The sequence below is a fragment of the Methylobacterium litchii genome, from assembly GCF_038442315.1.
Taxonomy (GTDB): Bacteria; Pseudomonadota; Alphaproteobacteria; order Rhizobiales; family Beijerinckiaceae; genus Methylobacterium; species Methylobacterium litchii.
The window spans coordinates 912415-934233 of sequence record NZ_JBBXMY010000001.1; the positions used below are offsets into that span (position 1 = coordinate 912415).

At 72.0% G+C, this 21819-nt stretch carries 20 protein-coding genes; 16 read left to right on the forward strand and 4 right to left on the reverse strand.

Annotated elements, in window-relative coordinates; translation table 11 throughout:
* Positions 1-43: 43 nt before the first annotated feature.
* From arsH to AAHF99_RS04730, 9 genes are all read left to right on the forward strand, one after another.
* Positions 44-790 carry an arsenical resistance protein ArsH gene (gene arsH / locus AAHF99_RS04690; protein ID WP_050735116.1) on the forward strand — a complete coding sequence of 249 codons (747 nt, stop codon included), beginning with the start codon at positions 44-46 and terminating at the stop codon, positions 788-790.
* 35 nt (positions 791-825) lie between these two features.
* Positions 826-1131 carry a hypothetical protein gene (locus tag AAHF99_RS04695; RefSeq protein ID WP_124262909.1) on the forward strand — a complete coding sequence of 102 codons (306 nt, stop codon included), beginning with the start codon at positions 826-828 and terminating at the stop codon, positions 1129-1131.
* A 131-nt stretch (positions 1132-1262) separates the two neighbouring features.
* A complete protein-coding gene (locus AAHF99_RS04700) occupies positions 1263-1475 on the forward strand; it encodes a heavy-metal-associated domain-containing protein (protein WP_050735117.1) in 213 nt (70 codons plus the stop codon).
* A gap of 94 nt (positions 1476-1569) precedes the next feature.
* A complete protein-coding gene (locus AAHF99_RS04705) occupies positions 1570-2046 on the forward strand; it encodes a hypothetical protein (protein WP_050735118.1) in 477 nt (158 codons plus the stop codon).
* A gap of 371 nt (positions 2047-2417) precedes the next feature.
* Positions 2418-2750 carry a four-helix bundle copper-binding protein gene (locus tag AAHF99_RS04710; protein WP_050735119.1) on the forward strand — a complete coding sequence of 111 codons (333 nt, stop codon included), beginning with the start codon at positions 2418-2420 and terminating at the stop codon, positions 2748-2750.
* 50 nt (positions 2751-2800) lie between these two features.
* Positions 2801-3304 carry a DUF305 domain-containing protein gene (locus tag AAHF99_RS04715; protein WP_246410790.1) on the forward strand — a complete coding sequence of 168 codons (504 nt, stop codon included), beginning with the start codon at positions 2801-2803 and terminating at the stop codon, positions 3302-3304.
* A gap of 84 nt (positions 3305-3388) precedes the next feature.
* Positions 3389-5830, forward strand: coding sequence for a heavy metal translocating P-type ATPase (locus tag AAHF99_RS04720; RefSeq protein WP_050735120.1), 2442 nt, complete (start codon positions 3389-3391; stop codon positions 5828-5830).
* 8 nt (positions 5831-5838) lie between these two features.
* The gene (locus AAHF99_RS04725) at positions 5839-6573 is read left to right on the forward strand and encodes a DUF4396 domain-containing protein (protein ID WP_050735121.1); all 735 of its coding nucleotides are present in this window, start codon (positions 5839-5841) and stop codon (positions 6571-6573) included.
* A gap of 637 nt (positions 6574-7210) precedes the next feature.
* A complete protein-coding gene (locus tag AAHF99_RS04730) occupies positions 7211-8329 on the forward strand; it encodes a DNA-binding protein (protein ID WP_050735158.1) in 1119 nt (372 codons plus the stop codon).
* Positions 8330-8793: 464 nt separating this feature from the next.
* On the opposite strand, the gene AAHF99_RS04735 is transcribed toward AAHF99_RS04730, so the two are convergent.
* The 4 genes from AAHF99_RS04735 to AAHF99_RS04750 all read right to left on the reverse strand — a co-directional run bounded on the left by AAHF99_RS04735 (position 8794) and on the right by AAHF99_RS04750 (position 12382).
* Positions 8794-10116 carry a type II restriction endonuclease gene (locus AAHF99_RS04735; protein WP_342162838.1) on the reverse strand — a complete coding sequence of 441 codons (1323 nt, stop codon included), beginning with the start codon at positions 10114-10116 and terminating at the stop codon, positions 8794-8796.
* 188 nt (positions 10117-10304) lie between these two features.
* Positions 10305-10619 carry an ArsR/SmtB family transcription factor gene (locus tag AAHF99_RS04740; protein WP_050735123.1) on the reverse strand — a complete coding sequence of 105 codons (315 nt, stop codon included), beginning with the start codon at positions 10617-10619 and terminating at the stop codon, positions 10305-10307.
* Positions 10620-11246: 627 nt separating this feature from the next.
* Positions 11247-11579, reverse strand: a complete 333-nt coding sequence (locus tag AAHF99_RS04745) for a hypothetical protein (RefSeq protein WP_050735124.1) — start codon at positions 11577-11579, stop codon at positions 11247-11249.
* 17 nt (positions 11580-11596) lie between these two features.
* A complete protein-coding gene (locus AAHF99_RS04750; protein WP_050735125.1) occupies positions 11597-12382 on the reverse strand; it encodes a hypothetical protein in 786 nt (261 codons plus the stop codon).
* A gap of 795 nt (positions 12383-13177) precedes the next feature.
* On the opposite strand from AAHF99_RS04750, the gene AAHF99_RS04755 reads away from it, so the two are divergent.
* The 7 genes from AAHF99_RS04755 (at position 13178) to AAHF99_RS04785 (ending at position 21432) form a co-directional block, all read left to right on the forward strand.
* On the forward strand, positions 13178-14206 hold the full coding sequence (locus AAHF99_RS04755; RefSeq protein WP_007565570.1) for a hypothetical protein: 1029 nt from the start codon (positions 13178-13180) through the stop codon (positions 14204-14206).
* An 89-nt stretch (positions 14207-14295) separates the two neighbouring features.
* Positions 14296-14727, forward strand: coding sequence for a hypothetical protein (locus AAHF99_RS04760; RefSeq protein WP_050735126.1), 432 nt, complete (start codon positions 14296-14298; stop codon positions 14725-14727).
* A gap of 54 nt (positions 14728-14781) precedes the next feature.
* Positions 14782-15573 carry a metallophosphoesterase gene (locus tag AAHF99_RS04765; protein WP_050735127.1) on the forward strand — a complete coding sequence of 264 codons (792 nt, stop codon included), beginning with the start codon at positions 14782-14784 and terminating at the stop codon, positions 15571-15573.
* Between the two features lie 84 nt (positions 15574-15657).
* Positions 15658-17601, forward strand: coding sequence for an AAA family ATPase (locus AAHF99_RS04770; protein WP_050735128.1), 1944 nt, complete (start codon positions 15658-15660; stop codon positions 17599-17601).
* Positions 17598-18578 carry a metallophosphoesterase family protein gene (locus AAHF99_RS04775; RefSeq protein WP_050735129.1) on the forward strand — a complete coding sequence of 327 codons (981 nt, stop codon included), beginning with the start codon at positions 17598-17600 and terminating at the stop codon, positions 18576-18578. The genes AAHF99_RS04770 and AAHF99_RS04775 overlap by 4 nt, the downstream gene beginning before the upstream one ends.
* 23 nt (positions 18579-18601) lie before the next feature.
* Positions 18602-19522: a 3'-5' exonuclease gene (locus tag AAHF99_RS04780; RefSeq protein WP_050735130.1), complete on the forward strand. Its 921-nt coding sequence runs from the start codon at positions 18602-18604 to the stop codon at positions 19520-19522.
* A 503-nt stretch (positions 19523-20025) separates the two neighbouring features.
* Positions 20026-21432 carry a serine/threonine-protein kinase gene (locus AAHF99_RS04785; RefSeq protein ID WP_111473126.1) on the forward strand — a complete coding sequence of 469 codons (1407 nt, stop codon included), beginning with the start codon at positions 20026-20028 and terminating at the stop codon, positions 21430-21432.
* Positions 21433-21819 lie beyond the last annotated feature (387 nt).

The window sequence follows — 21819 nt, forward strand, 5'->3', positions numbered from 1 at the left end:
ACAATCTTCAAACGATATTTTGAACGTACAAGAAAGACGTCCCTTGGACAAGCTCAGCCAGCCCTTCAAAGATGGCCTGCCGAACCTCAGCCAAGCGCATTTCGAGGTGCCGACCCGCGACAGCCTAGACGCGGCGGCGCCGTTCACCCATGCGCCCCGCTTCCTGATCCTCTACGGCTCGCTGCGGGAGCGCTCGTTCAGCCGCTGCCTCGCGTACGAGGCCGCCCGGCTCCTCGAAGCCATGGGCGGCGAGGTGCGGATCTTCCACGCGGACGGCCTGCCCCTGCCGGACGATGCGACCGCCGACCACTTAAAGGTGCAGGAGCTGCGCAATCTCTCGATCTGGTCCGAGGGCCAGGTGTGGGTCTCACCGGAGCGGCACGGTACCCTGACCGGCGTGATGAAAAGTCAGATCGACTGGCTGCCCTTGAGCGAGGGCAGCGTGCGGCCGACCCAGGGGCGCACCCTTGCCGTGATGCAGGTCTCCGGCGGCTCGCAGAGCTTCAACGCCGTGAACGCCTTGCGCGTGCTCGGCCGCTGGATGCGGATGATCACCATCCCGAATCAATCGTCCGTGCCGATGGCCTACAAGGAGTTTGACGACGCGGGCCGGATGAAGCCGGGGCCGCTCTACGAGCGGGTCGTGGACGTGTGCGAGGAGCTGGTGAAGTTCACGCTCCTGACCCGAGAGCGGGCCGACTACCTGGTGGACCGCTACAGCGAGCGGAAGGAGCGCGCGCCGGAGCGGCTGAGCGCGGTGGCCGCCGACATTGGCTTTGTGAAGCGCTGAGACCAGTCCCGGGAAACAACCCGAGGAGCATGCCGATGCTGACCCTTGAACGCCCGCACACGATGGCACCGGCCGCCGCCAGCGACATACCGCTGGGTGCCCTGCGCGCTGCCTGCGATACGCAGCCGGAGACGCCCATGGGTGTTCAGTCACGCCAGGCGGACGATCCAACGCGGCTGCCACGTCGCCGAGGTGAAGGCCGAACGGTTCGCCGCCCTCGAACGCGGCGCAAGCCCGGAAGCTTGATCGGATACCCTCATCCTCTCCGGGACGTGACCGAGGGCGACCGCACGCAAATGACCGTCGGCAAGTTCGCCGCGATCATCCGCACGGTGTCCTAACACGTCGGCCCCGACCTGGGCGCCCGCCCGAATCGACGCCATTCCCACCTGGCGGGAGGCATTCCGCGACCCTTGACCTTCCCACCATGGGAAGCCCCATCTGTGCGGGACGCCACCACAGGGAGAGCGTCATGTACCGCTACAAGGTCGACAGGATGGGTTGCGGAGGCTGCGCCAAGTCCGTGACCCGGGCCATCGCCGGCATCGAGCCGGGCGCCCTGGTCGAGGTGGACCTCGGGGCCAAGCTCGTGACCGTGTCCGGCGCGACCGGCCCTGCGGACCGCATTGCCGAGACCATAGTCGCCGCAGGCTTCCCCGCCGAGCCGCTGAGCCCGACGGCGTGAGTCGGGGGGACGAGCCGCAACCAAACCCGAATGCGCGCATTCACGTCCCAGGGACGACGCCGTCCCTACGTTTGGGCCGAGGTTGGCGACCGGCATGGGTTTCGACCGGCATATCGTGCGTCTGATGGCGGCGATGATCCTCGCGATCATCGCCCATGTCGCGCCGTCCGCCGTCCAGGCTCACGAGGGGCACGTCCACTGCGGCCACCGCGGTCGCATGGTCTCGGATGCCGCCACGGCGTCCCTTCCCGCGGCGAACCCGGGTCTCGACAAGGCGTCGGGCATCGCCGAGTTGGCGGTGACGCTGTTGACCGCGCCTCGCCTACGCGTGACCACCGGCAAGTCGACGGCATCCGTTCGGGCGGTCGATGCCGACCGATGCTGCTGCCCCGGCCCCTGCAAGCGACGCTGCTGTGGGACGACGGTGGGCGGCACATTCGGTGTTTTTGCCGGACCCGCATCACCCGCCATGCCCATGTTTCGGGCGGCCATGTTAATCCCGGATAATGTCGCCGGACGCGCGGGTATCGCTCCCGAGGCGCTGCGCAAGCCCCCACGAACCCTCGCGTGAGATGAGGCGCGCCCGAGGCGCGCGACGCCCGAGGTGCGACCGCAGTCGTGGCGTGCACCGACTATCCCGTGGCGAGGCCCATCTCTCATCTCGCGTTGATCCGGCGCCGCTGACGTAGGGTCCCTCTGCCGCTGTCTCAGCGGGATGCTCGCCCACGCTCAGCACAAGGTCGGCGACGCCTCGACGAGCCTCGCCGCCGCGTGCCCTCATTGCAGACCCGCGCCTAGACATACAGAAATATTATAGACAATAAATTGAACGTAATCCGACGAATATGGTTATGGATCTGATCGCAATTCAGCAAAAACGCAAATTACGTCTATGTATTTGCTGAACTTATGGCAGCACCCATCAACTTAAGGAGAACAAGGATGCACAAAATGTCTGGCGAGATGCAATCTTGCATCGACGAGTGCCTGCGCTGCTATCAAAGCTGCCTTGGCATGGCCTCCAACCACTGTCTCCCCGCCGGCGGCAAGCACGTCGAGCCGGAGCATTTTCGCCTGATGATGGCCTGCGCGGAAATATGCCGAACCTCGGCGCACTTCATGCTGATCGGCCTGCCCGAGCACACGCACACCTGTCGAGCCTGCGCCGAGGTCTGCGAGGCCTGCGCGCGGAGCTGTGAGGCGGTCGGCGACATGCAGGACTGCGTCGCGCAGTGCCGCCGGTGTGCCGAGACCTGCCGGAAAATGACCGCTTGAACCCTGACGGGGCGGCCGAGCCGGCCGTCCCGATTGATCAATTGGAGGAGATGATCATGAACGTTCGTACCCTGACACTCGCGATGACCCTGGCGCTGACCGGCATCGGCGCGGCCCTCGCCGCGGATAACGACCATGGCTCCAACGACCACGGCTCCATGCAGGCCCCGTCGTTCGAGCTGCCCGCAACCTGCAAGGCGGCGTCGGCCGGCAAGGAGTCCTCGATGAAGGACATGCAGGGCCACATGTCGATGGCGATGCAGGGCATGTCCGGTCAGGCGACCGACACCCAGAAGGGCCTGCAGCACGCCATGATGCAGATGAACGGCCCGATGATGGAAGGCATGATGGCCGGCGACCCCGACGTCGCCTGGATCTGCGCGATGATCCCGCATCACATGGGCGCCATCGCCATGGCCCAGGTCGGCCTGAGGAACGGCGACAATCCCGAGGCTAAGAAGATCGCCGAGAAGAGCATCCAGGAACAGGAGAAGAGCATCAAGGAGCTCACTGCCTGGCTCGACAAGAACGCCCGTAAGGAAGGCAAGCAGTAAGCCTGAGAGAACCACTTGTCCGCGGCCCAAATCGCGTCCGCTCTCGCGGGCCGCGGAGATCGAAGTCGCGCGGAGGGACCGGTCATGAGCAATTCGTCGAAAACGCATCTCGCCCCGGCGGCCCGCGCCTGCTCCGAAGGACACGGGCATGACCACTCCGTCGCTTCCCATGCGCACGACCATGCCGGCATGGCCGCGGATGACGCGGGTGCGTCCCGCGTGAAGGACCCGGTCTGCGGGATGATGGTCGACCCGCACGCGACCGAGCACCGGGCCGAGCACGACGGGCATCCCTACTACTTCTGCTCGAACGGCTGCCGGACGAAGTTCGTGGCCGAGCCGGTCCGCTACCTCGACCCCGGCCAGTCCGCAGCCAAGTCCGACCCGGTGCCGGAAGGCTCGATCTACACCTGTCCGATGCACCCGGAGATCAGGCAGGTCGGCCCCGGGGCATGCCCGATCTGCGGCATGGGGCTTGAGCCGGCGATGGTCGGCGCCGACGACGGCCCCAGCGAGGAGCTCGTCGATATGACCCGCCGGTTCCGGGTCGGGCTGGTCCTGACCCTGCCGGTGTTCGTGCTGGAGATGGGCGGGCACCTCTTCGGCCTGACCGAACGGCTCGGGCAGCAGACCTCGAATTGGATCCAGTTCGCGCTCGCCACCCCGGTGGTGCTCTGGGCCGGCTGGCCCTTCTTCGTTCGGGCCTGGCACTCCGTCCTGTCTCGGAACCTGAACATGTTCACCCTGGTCGCCCTCGGGACGGGCACGGCCTACCTCTACAGCGTGGTGGCGACCCTTGCCCCGGGGCTGTTCCCGGAAGCGCTACGCGGGCACGGCGGGGCGGTGCCGGCCTACTTCGAGGCGGCGGCGGTGATCACCGTGCTCGTGCTGCTCGGACAGGTCCTGGAGCTTCGCGCCCGCGAGAGCACCGGCGGCGCGCTGCGGGCGCTCCTCGACCTTGCGCCGAAAACCGCCCGCCGCATCCGGCCCGACGGCGAGGACGAGGAGGTGCAGCTCGATGCCATCGCCATCGGCGACCGGCTGCGCGTGCGCCCCGGCGAGAAGGTCCCGGTCGACGGCGCGGTGGTGGAGGGCCGCAGCGCCGTCGACGAGAGCCTCGTGACGGGGGAATCGATGCCCGTCACCAAGGAGGTCGGCGGCGCGGTGATCGGCGGCAGCCTCAACCAGTCCGGCTCGCTCGTGGTCGAGGCGACCAGGGTCGGGCGCGACACCATGCTGGCGCGCATCGTCCAGATGGTGGCCGAGGCGCAGCGTTCGCGGGCCCCGATCCAGCGCCTCGCCGATCAAGTCGCGGGCTGGTTCGTGCCGGCGGTCATTGGCGTGGCGGCGCTGGCCTTCGCCGCCTGGATGGCGTTCGGGCCGGAGCCGCGCTTCACCTTCGCGCTCCTCGCCGCGGTGGCGGTGCTGATCATCGCCTGCCCGTGCGCGCTCGGTCTCGCGACGCCGATGTCGATCATGGTCGGCGTCGGTCGCGGCGCCGGGGCCGGGGTGCTCGTCAAGAATGCGGAGGCACTGGAGCGGATGGAGCGGGTCACGACTCTTGTGGTCGACAAGACCGGCACCCTGACCGAAGGCAAGCCGGCCGTGACGCGGGTCGTGGCGGCGGCCGGGTTCGACGAGGACACGCTCCTGCGCCTCGCGGCGAGCGTCGAGCGGGCGAGCGAGCACCCGCTCGCCCTGGCCATCGTGGCGGCCGCCGGGAAGCGCGGGATCGCGACCGGCCCCGTCGCGGATTTCGACAGCCCGACCGGGAAGGGCGCGCTCGGCACCGTTGAGGGCCGCCGCGTGGCGCTGGGCAACGCCGCCTTCCTGCAGGAGCAAGGGGTCGACGTATCGACCCATGCGACCGAAGCCGACGAACTCCGGCGTGACGGCGCGACGGCGATCTTCGCCGGCGTCGATGGCCGGGTGGCCGGCGTCATCGCCATCGCCGACCCGGTCAAGGCCACGACGGCCGAGGCGCTGGCGGCGCTTCGGGCCGAGGGCATCCGGGTGGTGATGCTGACCGGTGACAACCGCACCACCGCCGAGGCGGTGGCACGCCGGCTCGGCATCGAAGAGGTCGAGGCGGAGGTGTTGCCCGACCAGAAGGCTGCGGTGGTCGAGCGCCACAAGGCGGCCGGGCAGGTGGTCGCGATGGCCGGCGACGGCGTGAACGACGCCCCGGCGCTCGCGGCGGCGGATGTCGGCATCGCCATGGGCACCGGGACGGACGTCGCCATCGAGAGCGCCGGGTTGACCCTGCTGAAGGGCGATCTCCTCGGCATCGTGCGGGCACGGCGGCTGTCGCGGGCGGTGATGGGCAACATCCGCCAGAACCTGTTCTTCGCCTTCATCTACAACGCCGCGGGCGTGCCCGTGGCGGCGGGCATCCTCTACCCGTTCCTCGGCATCCTGCTCTCGCCGGTCATCGCCGCGGCCGCCATGGCGCTCTCCTCGGTGAGCGTCATTGGCAATGCCCTGCGCCTGCGGGCGGCCAACCTCGACCCTTCCTCGGCCCGCTAGGAGCGCGCATGTTCCCGACCTGGCTCCATGCCATCTCGATCGCCGCGCTGCTGCTCGGGGCGGCCTGCTCGCTGCTGCTGTCGGCGCAGGTGATCCGTCACCCGCAGCACATGACCGTGATGAACGTGGTCTGGCCGATCAGCGCCCTGTTCGGGACGGTGGTCGTGGTCTGGGCCTATTTCAGTTACGGCCGGCTCGCGACCATGGAGGCGCACCACGACGCGAAGGAGCGGGGCGAGAAGCCGCCGAACACGACGGGGATGCCCTTCCCGGTGATGGTCGGCAAGGGTGCGCTCCACTGCGGCAGCGGCTGCCTGCTGGGCGATGTCGCCGCCGAGTGGCTCGCCTTCGTGGTGCCGGCCGTCGCCGTCTGGTTCGGCTGGCACTCCCTCTTCGATGAGAAGATGTACGCGGTCTGGGTCCTGGATTTCGTGTTCGCGTACGCGCTCGGGATCGCGTTCCAGTATTACGCCATCGTGCCGATGCGCGGGCTATCCCCCGGCGAGGGTCTGGTGGCGGCCGTGAAGGCGGACACCGTCTCGCTGATCGCCTGGCAGGTCGGCATGTACGGCTTCATGGCGTTCGCCCAATTCTTCCTGTTCCCGCACTGGGCCGGCCAGCGCGCCCCGGTGAACTCGGTCGAGTTCTGGTTCGCCATGCAGGTCGCGATGGTGGCGGGATTCCTGACCAGCTACCCGGTGAACTGGTGGCTCGTCGGCTCCGGCATCAAGGAGCGGATGTAGGCCGGTCCGCGCCTATCGGCGGATCACGAGGAGCCAGAAGAGGACGGCGCACGCGTCCGCGAGCATGCAGATCCGGTATGCCGCCTCGTTCGGGGAAGGGCGCATGCCCGCCCCGGTTGCGGCGCGACAGCTCGGGCACCTCGTCGCGTCGGTGCGAACCGTCCGCCCGCAGCAACCGCACTTGGATAAGAGCATGGGCGCCCCTGCCGTCCCGTGCCGAGATCTCGCGGGCCGCCGCACCTCGGTGAGGCCCCTGCGTACGGGCCGACAGGATCACCTTCTGGTCGGCCGCGACGGTCCTGAATGGCTTCGTAGTGCGGCGAGGCAGGCCGACGAAGTACGTCTTCGGTGGTAGCGAGGTTTCCGGCGGCTCAAGGCGGGATGGCGGCTGCTGCCGCCGGCGGTTGGCACGCGACTCCGAGGCGTACGCATAACGGGTAACGTTATGCGTACGCGTTACACGATGGGGGCGTTCGCCGACCGGGCGTTCCTCAATCCGAAGGCCTCCCGCGGCCTATCTGTCCGGTCGCCTTCGGGTCCGGCTCGCGCTCGCGCCCACACCGAGCCTCCACGCGGACCGCGACCGTTTCTTCACCGCTCGCGGCGATGATACCGGTAACGGCTTGGGATGGCGGGCATGGTGACGGAGAACGGGGTCTGGACAGCCGCGGATCGGATACGGGCCAGGCCGGCACCGCCCGGTGGCACCAAGGAGCGGGTCTCGGTCCGCACGGTCCGGAGGGAGCTCGGCGGCGGGTCGTTCGGCGACATCGCTCGCGAGCTCAGGAAGTGGAAGGACAGGGAGGACTACCGGCCGGCCATCGAACGGGCGGACCTGCCGGAGGCGTTCGAGAGGCGGCTTACGGTGATCGGGCGGGAGCTGCTTGAGTTGGCCCGGGTCGAAGCGGCTCGGGCGGGTCTGGCGGACTTCGTCGGAGCCGAGGATTGCAGGGCCGCGGCGAGGGATCTGCTCGACGAGGCGCTGGACCGGGTCGATCTCTTGGAGGAGCGGGTCGCGGCGTTGCAGGTCGAGCTCGACCGGGTGCGGGCCGTCGGCACTCAGGCCGGCGGGGCCGCGCCGCCCGTTTCCGCCGCGGGAGAGGCGGACTCCCTCGCGCAGGGTCGCGCCGGGCCCGGGTTTGTCGATACCGCGCACGGGCTCAAGCTGGCGCGAGAGGCGAACGACTTCTGGGGGCAGGTGCGGGACGCGGTCGAAGCGGCGGTGCGCCAACGCGGCCCCATGGCGGTCCACCCGCTCCTGAGAGCGCTCCCGACCCGGCTCAAGCAGGAGGGCGAGCGGGCGGGTTTCCCGCTCACCGAGGCGTGGCTGCGCTATCACCTCCTGCGCCTGGTGCAGGACGGCAACGGGCTGACCCTCGTCGGCCATCGGTTCGGGCTGGCCGAGCCCGAGCCGGACGTCGCGGCGACGCCCGAGCCGCCACTCGCCGAGGCGGTCGCGGCGATGGGAAAGCGGCCGTTCTGGCGCTTGTTCATGCGGGAGGTCCACGCCCTTCTCGCCAGAGGCGGGGCACAGACGGCGGAAGGCATCCTCGGCGGCCTGGATCCTGAGTTGGTCGCGGCGACGGGGCGCTTCCAGAGGATCACGCCCCGGCTGCTCCGGTGGAAGCTGCGCCAGCGCATAGCGGAGCGGAGGCCGTTCGAGGAACTCCCGGACGAGCGCTTCGCCGCCCTCGTGGGCGAGGCTCCCTGGGACGGTGAGAGCCCGGCCGAGGCCCCGGCGGCGAGGGCCGGATGACGCCCGCGGCCGAGGCCCGCGGCGAGCGGGGCCACCGCGACGCGACAGCCGACTTATCCGACGCCCGCTCGAAGGCTACGCCGCGGGGTCCGGCCGCACCGGCGGAGTTCGTTGTCGTGGGGCCACCGGCATCCCGGCCGACGGCGGAACATCGGCCGCGCCGCGAACGTCTTCGGTGACCGTCGGGATCCGCGCGTGCGGTCCGGCGCCCTCGGAACCCGCGCCCGCGGCTGGACGCCCGATGACGACGGCGGCCACCCGTGACACGGTGCTCGCCCATCGCGCGATGGTCGGACGGCACCAGCGGATCGGGTCCAGGGCGTCGGCGTGGTGGTTGGTCGGTCCCTCGTCGAGGACGGCGCGATAGTGGCCGATGCGGTTGCGCGACCTCCGGACGCTCTCGGCCAGCCGCTGGAATGACGACCGAATCCCTCCGGCCGGCTTCGTCGCGCCGGTCACCGGGGTCAGCGCGGACGCCCGACGGGCTTAGCGATGGCGAGCACGCCCTTCAGGCCGCTCCCGAAGCGGGCGATCGTCTCCCGGTGCCCGCGCAGCTCGCTGTAGGGCAGGTAGCGCAGGTCGAGCTCGGCCACCCGCGAGAAGGCGGGCCGGGCGAACTGCGCGCGCACGTCCTCCTCGCGGTTGTCGGGCGCCACCAGGAAGAAGTTGCGCGCGGCCCCGCCCTCGACCCCGAGCGCCAGGTCGAGCATCCGCACGATGCCCGAGTAGATGCTCGTCGTGTGCTCGACCTCGAAGGTGGCCGCGACGTCGCCGTCCGCCTTGTCCAGCCAGATCACGTCGATGAGCCGGACCATCTCGGCCGACCCATTCGCCGTCAGCCGCCCGGGCAGGCGGTCGAGGCAGCCGTCGGACAGGCGGCCGGAGGCATAGGGGCGGTTGCCGTCGTTCGACGCGATCCAGACGTCGAAGCCGAGGGCGAGGCCGAGGTCGCGCAGCCAGCCCTGGACCTCGGTGTGGGTGTGGTCCGCCTCACGCGCGGCGAGCGCCGCCTTGGAGGCCGTGGCCGCGGCCTCCGCCCGCACTCGGTCGAGATCCTCGCGCCAGCGCGCCAGCGCGGCGGCCCCGTCGCGCTCCGGCAGCGGGTATCGCCCGGACCCGACGTCGAACAGGAAGCCCGCGATGGCGCCGTAATCGTTGGAGAGCAGGCCGCGATGGGCGGCGTTGAGGGCGACGATGCCCCGGCGCATGGCGAGGTACTCGTCCCACTTGCCGAGCTTCACATTGGCGCCGGCGATGGCGTTGTAGCCCTTCACGATGGCCGTGTTGAACGGGGGCACAAGTGTGGGGTGCAGGAAGTACAGCAGGTTCGCCGCGGCCGGACCCAGCCCCTTGATGCGTTGCCGGTCGAGGCCGTGGATGGCGGCCAGCACCCCGTCCTCTGCACTGCAGCACAGGCAGGCGTCGAGGAACCGGCCGAACGCAACCTGGTTGGCGCGGTCTTCGTAGATGTCGGGGATGCGCAGCTTAGGCTTCCAGAGGAATGCGTGGTCGGCGCCCTTGAAGACCTGGCGCTGCTCCGCGATGGAGTGGACCACCGTTTCCAAGGACGAGCCGCGATAGGCGTTGCCGAACGCGTCGGCCCGGATCTCGTCTATCACCGCCTGGAGGCCGCGCCGGATCGAGCGGAAGTTCTTGATGCGCTCCTCCCACAGGAACCAGGTCCGATAGGAGGCGCCGGGGTCCTCGCGCCAATGCCGGATCAGGTTGCCGATCCAGGCCTCGTCCGAGGGGCGGTGATCCGTCCCGGTCTCTTCCGTCAGGCGCATCGGCGCGGCATTCCCAAAATCCGGATTCGGGCCGGAGCATACCATCGCCGCCCCGATCGGCGCTGTCGTCGGCAAGTCTCAGCGGCGCGCCTCCGCCGGGCAAGGCCGCGCGGGCCCGGACGGGTCGCGGCGGTCGGAACGGCGCCGGTCGAGCGAAGGTTGCATGCCCGGTCGCGGACAACGGTCGATCAGGCCGACATCGACGCGGGACCGGCCGACCGCTCCCGATGCCCACCCTCATCGAGGAAGCCGATCAGGGCGTTCATCGCCGGATCGACCGCCCGGCAGACCAGTGTCGTGGCTTGGCGTTCCTGGGCGACCAGACCGGTCTGGATCAGACGGTGGAGATGATGGGAGAGCGTCGAGGCCGGGACATCGACGCGCCGCTGGAGGGCACCGACCGGCAGGCCGTCTCGGCCCGCCCGCGCGAGCGTACGGTACACCCTCAGGCGGGTCAGATTGCCGAGGGCCTCCAACTGTCGTGCCGCGAGTTCGAGCTCCATGGAAGCACCATGGAGACGCGGCACGGGGTGCGCAACCCTTATTTCTGTATATCTAGAACTATGGCCGCGGCATGGGCGTCCGACCGCGCGCGCCGACGCACGGAGGTTCCGCTCCCTCGTGACCGGCCGCTGCGTCCCTGCACGCTCGCCAGTCCCGCCCCATCAGCGCGGCGCGGTGCCGTGGGGCAGCGGATGCATCGGCACCGGCGCCGAGACCGGTCGCGAGGCGCGTGACAACGGTGACCGGCTCCATCCTCCGGCACGCCCGGCGGACCCGAACCACCTCCGGTGCCTCCGCCTGCCGGGGCGTCCGGCCGCGGCGCGGCATCCTCGATGCGGCGTCGCCTCGTCCCTCCCGGAGACAACCTGGGCGGCTCGACCGACCGCTCCCCGACCATGCCACAACCCCGTGTCCCGGCTTCCCGATCAAGCCGAAGGGTCGACGCCCGTAACGCGTCACGCATAACGATACCCGCTACGCGTTCGCCGAGACGCCGCGTCCGAGACGATTTCTGAGGCTCCGAAAGCCGGTCCTTCGCCGTGCGCCGGCTCCCGCTGCGACGCGGAAGCCGGTCCGTGCCGGCTCGCATCCCCCGGGCGCCCTCGCCGTGGGGCCCCGGGAAGCGGTCACGCGTCGTCCGGCTCGTCGCCGCGGTACGGCGACAGCCCGACGAGGACGCACGGGTCCAAGTCCCAGTCGTCGAAACCGGGGTCGAGCAGGCCGACACCGTCCGCCGACAAGGCGTAGAACGCCTCGTAGGGGTTCGCGTCCCGGTGCGGGGGCGCCGTCGGCGCCCGGTCGCGGGAGAGGTCGCCCTGTCCGATCCGGGCGCGGGAGAAGCCCGCCCCGGCGCGCGCCCGGCGGGCGCTTCCGGAGCGACCGGGACGAGCGGTCCCGGGCGAGGCGACGCGCGGCCGGGGCGCTGGCGAGAGGCGGTTCGGTTTCGTGCGGTTGATCATCGCTCTGGTCCTTTCCGTCAGGCGCGAAGGCGGGCGGGTTGCGTTGCGCGGAGGCGAGCGGTCGCCACCGGCGTCGGGCGGGCTTTGCGGATTCGGTCGCCCGCGGCCTCGGCGGTGCCGACGGGGGCGTCTCGGAGAACCGGGTCGGCCAGGGCGGCAGCGCAGTCGAGGAGCCGCTCGTGCAGGGCACGGTCCCGGGCCGGGGAAAGCGGCGACATGAGCGCGGCCAGGTCACCCGCCTCGAAGCGCTCGGCGTCCGGATCCGCCGAGACGGCGAGGAGGGTGGCGGCGAGCGCGACCGCCGCGTACCGCATGCCGCCGCCGAGATCTCCCGCGAGCAGCCGCATCTGTTCCAGCGGCGAGAGCCTCGGCAGCCGGAGGGGCAGGACGCGCGGGGCGATCCGCCAGGCCGGCTGGCCGAGCCCGCTGTCGCAGCGAAGGTGCCACGCCCCCGACGCGGTCGCGTGCAGGGCCTGGGCCGCGGTCAGCCGGCACGCCGTGGCCACGACGCGAAGGTGCCCGGGTTCGCCCGGACCGCCCTCGCGAAGCAGGTCCGTCGGCAGGACGGCGATCACGTCGCCTTCCGACCGTGCCGCCAGTCCCGACAGGACGGCCGCCGCGTCGCCGGGATCGGGGCGGAGCAGGTCGAACGAACCCGAGAGGCGTGCCAGGCCACAGGCCTGGGCGCCGTTGGCGCCGACGGCGACGACGGTGGGACGGGAGCCGGCGGCGGTCAGGCCGCCGGCCACCAACGCTGCGGCCAGGAGGCCGGTGCGGTCGTTGGAATGGATGGTCGCGATCACGGCGTCCTCCTTTGGGCCGATGCATCGAGGGAATCTTGCCATCTGTATTTCTGTAAGTCTAGAAATACAGAAATTACTGGTTATCGGATCCCTGGTCGCTCCCGGCGCACTGTCTATCGCGCGTCGCGCGGTCCCGCGCTCGTGCCGACCGCCGTCGGCGTCCCGCCCTCCTCGGGGCCGGGCCGCGGGCACGGCCCCTTGTCGCGTCCGTCAGCGCCCGCGAGATCCGCACCCGTCAATTCCTGAACTGCCTGAGGCGTGGTCCCCCCTTGCGACCCGGCCGCCGGCTCGTCCCGGCATCGGTGCTGACCGGGCGACCGTCGCGCCGAACCGGCGGTCACGGCGGTCGGTCAAGCCCGGCTCTCAGGGGCGCAGCGGGTCATCTGCGCGACGACGGCATGGGGCGTGGGGATCCAAGCACCGGCCGGCTTCGACCGCAGGTCGCCGCTCGGGTCGCCGGGCGCGGTCCGGACGTGTCACACGGGGCCCCGTGCCGGTCGCAGGAAGCGTACCTCCGGCACCGTCACGCCGGTCCACCTCGCGCGTATGCGTAAGTAATCCGAAGCGCCCAAGACTATATGCCACGACGCCGTTAACCATCCCGAAAATATGGCTCTTGATAATAGTCAGATTATGCTGTTCATTTCCGCTCTTTTGCCTTAAGATTCACGGATCAATCACAACGTGTCCGACGTCGCGGGCCCCGGGGGCCATCCACCCGGCGCGCCCGGCCCCCGGCCCGGTGGCCATTCCACCGGGCGCGCCGGCGTCCGGATTCCGTCATGGAGATTGCCCTTGATCTCTGCCTTCTTCGGTTCCGCTGGCCGGACCCATGCCGCCTACGCCGCGCTCCTCCTCGCCGACGCCTATGGCGTTCTCGGCCGCCCCGTCACGCTCCTGCGCGTCAGGTTCCCCGAGGAGGCCCCGTTGCCGGGCCGGACGGTCACGGAGGAGGGCCTCACCGTCAGCGAGCGCGAGGCGCGCGACGCACGGGAGGCGGGAGAGATCGCGGCCGAGGCCGTGGGGCGGGACGACGATCTCGTCCTCGACCTGCCGGCGGCGTGCCTGGGGAACCTCGGGCTGAGGGCGCGCATCGACGCGCCGGTGCTGCCGGTGGGCCCGACCCCCTTCGAGGAGCATGCCGCGGCGTCGGCGCTCGCGGGCATGAACCCGTCGGAGGATTTCGGTCTGGACGTGGTCTCGCCGCCCTGGCTCCTCGGGTGCGGGCGCAGCGGCGGAGCCGCCGCTGCCGACGCGTTCGGCCGCGTCATGCGTGGGCACGAGGCGCTCGTGCCGGGTCGAGGCCGTGTCCGGACCCTGCCGACGGTCGTGCCGGCGTTCGGCCGCGGGGAGGCACAGCGCATCGCCGAAGGGGATCGCACGAGCCGCAGCCTCGGGGCCTCCGTCACGCTGCTCGCCGCCCTGCGCGCCGCCGCCGCGAACCCGCACGCCGCCGAGGTCGACCCCGCCGCGTTCGCCGCGAACCTCGGTGTCGACGTCGAACAGGCTCGGGCGCCGGACGAGCGCGAGGCCGGCGACCGGCTGCGCGACCTCGCCGACGAGCTCCAGGGGATCCGCGACCAGGTCAAGCCGACGCGGGAGGACCTGCACGGCGCCCCGCGCCTTGAGCGGTGGCGGGCCTCCACCCGGTCCGTGAGGGTGCTCACCGGCGAGGTCCACGGGCATCCGAACTTCCCCGACGGCCGCCGCATCACCACCAGCGATCTGTACGCCTCCGATGGCCGGCGCTGGGCGCGCACCCTGTCGAGGTACTTCGTCCTGGGCCAACCCGACACGGGCGCCGAGCGCCTCGACCGGCACTAGCCACCGCCATCCCGTCCGAACGAACCCCGCCCGCGCGCCTCGGCGCGCGGGAGCGGGTCCGTCTTGCCCGTCACGAGCCCGGAGGACGCATGCGCGCGAGCGACGATTCCCATCCCCGCGACCGGACCCTCCCGCGCCGCGAGCCGCCCGCGGGAAGCCATCCGCTCGCGCTCTGGCGCACGGCACGGCTTCCGGACATCGAGGCCTCCGCGATCCGGGAGGTCCGCCGAGCCCTCGCCGGCGGCGTCTGCCTGCATCATCGGTCCTGGCCCGCGGCCCGGAGGGGTGAGGCCGCGGCCGCCATCGCCGTCACGCTCGACCTCACGCGGCGCGCCGAACCGGACCCCGCCGTCGTGGACCTCGCGCTCTCGACGGTGCTCGTCGCCGCCTGGCGGGGCGATGCGGCGGCCCGCACCGTCCTCGCCCACGTCCTCGCCGGCCTACCGCCGGACGTGCGCGGCGGGCGTCCGGGCCGACCCGGAAGGCGGCGGGCCGGGCGCCGCCCCCCGCCTCGGCGGTGACCGCCGCCGCATCCCGAAGAGCGAGAAGTTCCCGAGAACCCCGGAGTCGATCACGTGCGGATCTGGATCTTCAGCGACTTGCATCGCGACCTGTCGGGGGCGCCGTGGACGCCCGGGCACATCCCCGAAGCCGACGTCGCCGTCGTCGCGGGCGACGTCGGCCAGGGTCTGGCGGACACCATCCTCTGGCTGGGCCAGGCCATCCGACCGATCATGCCGGTCGTAGTCGTGCCGGGAAACCATGAATTCTACGGCTCGGCCGTTGACGAGGAGCGCGCGCTCGGACGCCGGGCCGCGGAACGGCACGGCGTAACCCTGCTCGACGACGACACCGTCGAGATCGGCGGCGTCGCCTTCTCCGGCGGCACGCTCTGGACCGACTACGGCATCGACGGCGCGGGCAACCGCCGGCGGGCCATGGCGGCCGCGCAGGCCGGCCTCAACGATCACCGTTGCATCGCGACGACCCGCAACCCGGGCTGGCGCACATTCCGGCCGGGGGACGCGGCGGCCCTGCACGCCGCCAGCCGCGCCTTCCTGGAGCGCGCGCTGCTGGAGGTCGACCCGCCGGGCACGCGGGCGCGACCGCACGTCGTGGTCACGCACCACGCCCCCGCCCGTGCCTCGCTCGACCCGGGCTTCGCCGGCAGCGTGCTGAACCCGGCCTTCGCGAGCGACCTCGGCAGCCTCATCGCCGCCGGCCGCCCGGACCTCTGGCTTCACGGCCACGTCCACGCCCGCCGCGACCACCGGATCGGTCCGACCCGGATCCTGTGCAACCCCCTCGGCTACGACGGCGAGAACCCCGCCTTCGACCCGGCCTGCGTCGTCGAGGTGCCGTCGTAGGCCGTCGCCGGCGGATGCGTGCCGCGACCCGGGCCCGCCGTAACCCGGCCCCGGACCTCGACCCACCCTCGGAGCAAGGCGACCATGCCCCACCTGACATTCCTGCGCGACGACCTGAACGAGGCGGAGACCGGGGACGTCGCCGCCGACGAGCGCCGTCCCGCGACCGAGACGCTCGCGGCCTTCGCGCTCGAAGCGGCGCTCTCGCCCGCCCAGCGCCGCCGCATCGCCGCCGACCCCGCCTTCGCCCTCGTCGTCCAGGTTCCGGCCGCAGACTGGGTCGAGCCGGTCCGCGAGGCGTGCGGGCGCCTGGCGGCGTGGGGTTACGTGGCGGCGCGCACCGGCGCTTCGAGAAGCGAGGACCGTGCGGACCGCGGAAACGACCGGGTGGCGGACCGGCTCGCCCGCGGCGACCGGGTGCTCGGCGTCTCGCAATCGCCCGCGCGCTACCTGCCTTCGGCCCTCGTCGCCGCGGCGGACCTGCACGTGCGGCTCCCGGGCGCGACCGACGCCGTGATCGCGCGGGTCGTCCGGGCCGCCACGGGGCGGCGTCCGACCCTGCCGCCCGGGATCGCGCGCGGGCTGGACTTCTTCGAGATCGCCGCCGCGGTGCGCGGGACGACGGCGCGGGCCTGCGTCGCGCGCCTCGCCGCGGCGGCGCGCTCGAAGGCCACCGCGGATCCCGCCGTCGGGTCGGCGCCCGATTTCGCGACCCTGGTCGGCTTCGGCGATGCCCACGCCTGGGGCACGCGCCTCATCGACGAGATCGCGACCTGGCGCGCCTCCGGCGGCGCGCCCGCGTTCCAGCGGCTCGACAGGCACGTCGCCCTCAGCTCCGCCCCGGGACTAGGAAAATCATCTTTCGTCCGCTCGCTCGCGAAGGCCGCGGGCCTGCCGCTGGTCGCGACCTCGGTCGGCGCCTGGTTCACCGGATCCGACGGACATCTGGGTGGCGTGCTCCGCGCATGGGATGCCGCGTACACGCACGCGTGCGCTCTGGCGCCGAGTATTTTATTCCTAGATGAAGCTGACAGTATTCCTAATAGGGCCACGATGGACAACCACGCACGCGAGTGGTGGACCCCCTTGTGCACGAGCATTTTGCTCGGTTTCGATGCGCTCAACGCGCCCGGCGCCCCCGAGGTGTGCATCATCGCGGCGACGAACCACGGCGATAGGCTCGATCCCGCCTTGATCAGGCCCGGACGGCTGGGCCGGGTGATCGAGATCAAGCCGCCCTCGGCCGCCGACCTGGCGGTCATCTTCCGGCAACACCTCGACGACGGCGAGGTGCCCGACATGGACCTCGCGCCGCTCGGCGCGCTTGCGCTCGGCGCCAGCGGCGCCCAGGTCGCCGGGTGGGTGTCCGAGGCCCGTGCCGCCGCGCGCGCCGCCGGACGGCCGATGCGCCCGGAGGACCTGCTCGGCCGCGTCGCGCCGCCGGATCAAGGGAGCCCGGCGGACCGACGTCGGAGCGCGTACCACGAGGCGGGGCACGCCGTGGCGTTCGAGCGGATCGGCGCCCGCGTCGCCCAGGTCGACCTGGTCCCGCGCCGGGATTCGCTCGGCGCGACCTCCGTGGCGACCCGCCTCGGCCAGTCCCCGACCCGCGCGGAGATCGAGGGCCTCGCGGTCGCGCTCCTGTGCGGACGGGCCGCCGAGATCCTGTTCCTCGGGGAGCCGAGCGCCGGGGCGGGCGGCGATAGCCGCTCGGACCTCGCGCGCGTGACGACCCTGCTCGCCGGCAACCACGCCTCGCTCGGCCTCGGCGACCGGTTGGCGTATCGCGGCGCCCCCCACGAAGTGGCGGTCGCGCTGTCGCTCGACCCCACCCTTCTCGGGGCGGTCGAGCGCGACCTCGACCGGCTGAGCGGCGAGGCCTTGGCCGTCATGGAGGCGAACCGCACCGCCGTGGCGGCCGTCGCCGAGCTGCTGATCGCGCGGCGCCTGGTCTCGGGCGACGCGCTCCGGGCGCTGATCGCCGAGGCGGACCAACACCGCGCCGCGCAGGACGGAGGACAGCCGTGACGCTCCACGTTCCCGATCCGGTGGCCCGGGCCGAGGTGCATGCACCGGCACCGACGGAAGGCCCGTCCGCCGTGCCGGCCGCCCCCGGGGCGCGGTCCGCCCCGCCGAAGCCCGTCCCGTTCCGTCTATGGACCCTGTCCGACCTGAGGATTGACCGGGCGCCGCACGTGCTGCCGGACCCGCTGCCGGACTTCGACGCCTTGCTCGTCCCGGGCGGGATCGCGCCCGGCCTGTGCCGGTCCGTGCGCTGGCTTGCGGACGCGCTCGGCGGCCGCCAGGGTCGGCGGCCGGTCGTCCTCGTCCCGGGACCGGCGGAGTACCTCGACGGCGAACCCGTGGGCGAGGCGCTCGCCGAGGCCGTGCCGCTTGGGGCGGCGCTGGGCATCACCGTGCTCCACGACGGCGCCGTTCGCCTCGGCGATCCGCTCCGGCCCGGCCTGATCATCCTGGGGGCGACGCTCTGGACCGACTTCGCCCTGGACGGCGTCGAGAACGCCCGGACCGCCCGCGCGCACGCCCGCAGCCGCTGGACGGTGTCTGACAAGGCGGCGAGCGCACCCGGGGTGCCCTTCTTCCCGCACGACGCGGCCGGCGCGCATGCACGCTCGCGGGCGTTCATCGAGGATGGGCTCAACGCCGTCGCCGTCGGTGCCGGCCTGTATGGCCATATGCCGAACCCGGTCCTGCGTGACATCGGCCCGGGCGACCGCGCCGCGGTCGTCACCGCCTTCGCCCCGTCCCGGTCCTGCCTGCCGCCAGCCCTGGCGAGGCCCGTGCTCGACCCGTGGCGGGTCTGCTGGCACGCCTCCGCCCTGGACCCCGTGATGGAGGGGTGGGGCGCCCCGGCCGTCTGGATCCACGGGAACGTGCCGCAGGCCTGCGACCTGCGGCTCGGGCGCACGCGCGTCGTGAGCAACCCCTACGACCCGGACGACCCGACGAACGGGTTCGACGCCAGCCGCACGATCCTGGTCTGACAGCCGCCCCGGAGAACCGCCCCATGCACCAGACCCGCTCCCCGTCGCCCCGGCTTCGGCTCCCCTCCATGTCCGACGCGAGCGCACCCGCGGCCGGCGCGCGCTCCGCCGTCCGCCACGACCGTCGGCCGGCGGCGGAAACCGGCGTCGATGCGGACGCGCTCCTCGTCGTCGATATCGAGACCGTGCCAGACGAAACCCTGATGCCGCCGCCCGAGGTGTGGGCCAGGGACAGGTTTCCGAAATGCGCGTGGCACGCCGTGGTCGCCGTCAGCTTCGTGCAGGCGGAGATCCTGCGCGACGGCGATACGGGACTGGAGGAATATCGGGTCACCGCCTGCAGGAGCGGCGGCGAGGCGGGCTGGGACGAGGCCCGCATCCTGCGCGGCTTCTGGCGGCATTTCGCCTCCGGCAGGTTCCGGCTCGTCACCTGGAACGGCCGCGGCTTCGACATGCCGACGCTGCTCCACCGCACGATGCTCCACGGCATCTCGGCGGAAGCCTGGTTCCGGCGCGGCACGCGCTGGTCAAGCTACGGCAACCGGTACGGCGGCGCCCACGTCGACGTCATGGACGAGATGTCCGGGTTCGGGTGCGCCAGCCGGCTCACCCTGGAGGAGGCCGCCGCGCTGGTCGGCATGCCGGGCAAACTCGGCGAGCACGGGTCGCTGGTGGCCGACATGGTCGCAGCCGGACAGATCGAGCGCGTCCGGGCGTATTGCGAGACCGACACGATGACGACCTTCGGCATCTACGTCCGCCATGCGTATCTCGCCGGGCGGACCGACGCCGCGGCCCACGACAGGGCGATCGCGGGCCTCCAGGATTACCTGGAGCTGGAGCGGACCCGCAGACCGCATCTCGGCGCCTACCTCGACGCCTGGCGACGCCTGTCCGACACGCGGCCGGCGTTCGTCGTCGACAGGGACCGCCGGGGCGGATGACCCTCGCCCTCGGGTCCCGGCCCCGTCTCCCGAGGGCGCGGGGCGCGGCACCCGGATCGGGCTCGGGGCCCCGGTCCGAATCGCCGCGTCTCGGGCCCGGGCCGCGCGGCGTCGCCGGCACAACGGACCGGCCGGCGGCGCCCGCGCCCGGACCGGTGACGCCCACCGCGAGCGCCGTCGTGCGACGGATGCCGAAGCGGCGCGCCGCGGTCCGGCGCCCCGTGCATTCGCGCCGGGCCGCCTGAGGCGGCCCGGTCCCCGAGAACCCCTGGATGTCGAGGCGGGACATGGCGGAACGCGCGAGCGGAACTTCACCGGGCTTGCCGTCGGGAACGTCGCGGCCGACGGCGGCGCGGCGGCACGTCCCGGCAGGGTCGGGGAGGGCGTTTGTGCCTTGCCGCGCGCCTCGCACAATGGGCTGTGCGCCCGATTCCCGGGCGCCGTCCAAGGACAGGACCGACCCGGCCCGGCCTCCGCGCACAATCCCGGTGCGAGGCCGTGCCGTGCGCCTCGACCGGACGCCCGCGCGCCTGGGGCACCGTCCGGCCATGCATCCCGACCCCGACTTCCCGCTTTCCCCCGCCGACGTCCGCCCGATGCGGGCGGACGTGCACGAACTCGCGCGGGCGCGGCAGGCCATCTCCGCCCTTGCCCATCCCGACACGCGGCCCATCGTCGACACGGCCATGGGCACCCTGCATGCGGCGCTTTCCGGGGGCGGTCTCCAGGTCTCCAAGATCCCCGGGCTGCAGAGCGCCATCCGCAAACACGTCAGGCAGGCCTGGATGGACGGCATCGTCGCCCCCCTAGCCCGGTCGCGCCATCCGGCCGACCGCGCCGTGCTCGACGCGATCCCGAAGGATTTCGCCCTGAGGGCCCACGCCGAGGTGCTGGCCGCCCTGGAACGGATCGCCCGTTGGGTCCCCGAGGATGCCGACGGCACGCGGGCGCACCTCGGGCGGGCCTTCGAGTACCTGCGGATGCTGCCGCTCATCCTACAGGCCCTCGCCGATCTCGAAGGCCTCGCGCCGGGCGCCACACGAACGGGCCGCCCCGCATCCGGACCCGGTTCGTCGGCCCTCGCCGACGCCGCCGCACTGGTCCAGCGCCGGCTCAAGGCGGCGCTGTCGCCGGGCCTTCCATCCTTGATCGGCGACCTGGCCGACCTGGTTCACCGCGGCCCCGCGGCCGCGGCCGACGTCCCCGCGCTGCGCTGGACGGCCGCCGCGCTCCTCGCGCCGCCCGCGCGCGGCACACGGACATCGGACTGGGGCGGTCCGCAATGGCGCCGGAGCCTCGCCGGCGCGCTCTCCCGCGACCTGATCGACGAGGCGCTCGCGCCGGCCGCAGTACGACTGCTGCGCCGGCATGCCGGCCTGGAGATCGGGGACGCCCGCTATGCCCGGGGCGAGAGACACGGAGGCCGGCTGGACCTCGCCCTGTCCCGCGCCGGCGTCAGGCTGCTCCTGGCGGTCCGCTTCGACGTCGCCGCCGGGCGGTTCGAGCAATCATCCGCGGTCGTCTCGTCGGACGGCGCGCCGACGACGCTCGCGCCCGAAGACGCCGATGCGCTCCTCGATGCGTCCATCCCCGACGAGCTCAACACGCCCGCACATCGCGCGATGCGTCGCCTCTCGCGGCTGGACGGCGCATCACTCCTCCCCATGCATGTCAACGGGACCGGCGAGCTCCAGGTCGCTCCTGAGGCGGTTCGGACGCAGGATGCCGGGTTGCTGGAGGAGCTTGTCCGCACCGCCGACGAGGAGGGAAGCGCCGTGAGGTTCGACCCGGTCCGCGACCTCGTGCTGGCGTCCGGCCTGGTCGAGATCGGCTTCGAGTGGCACGACGGGCCGGCCGGTCGGTGCCTGATCCGCGCCCCGGCCCAACCCACCGGTCGGCCAGGCCCGTGACGACCAGGTCCGGGACGGCCGGGTCGCCGGCCGGATCGGGGGCCCTGTCGACGGCAATGCCGCTCGGCCAATGCGAGGGTCGCGCTACCCGCCGACCCGCGGGGGCCAGCTCGATGAAATGCGGCATACGCCTTCGTCTCGGCGCCGATGCTGATCAGAATACGGAGACCGACATTTGTTACGGCGGCCTGTGCTCGAATGAATGCTTCGTCGATTTGAAGATCCACGAACGCGGACGTCGCGTTTGCGGGTGTCCTAGATGTTTGATCCCGGGGTTTGATGGTGCACTCTTCACGTCGGAGTGGAGGGACGCGCTATGGGCCAGGTTCTTCACGGCAGCGCCACGACGACGGAGGCGATCCGTCGAGCGATCCAGCATAGTCAAGC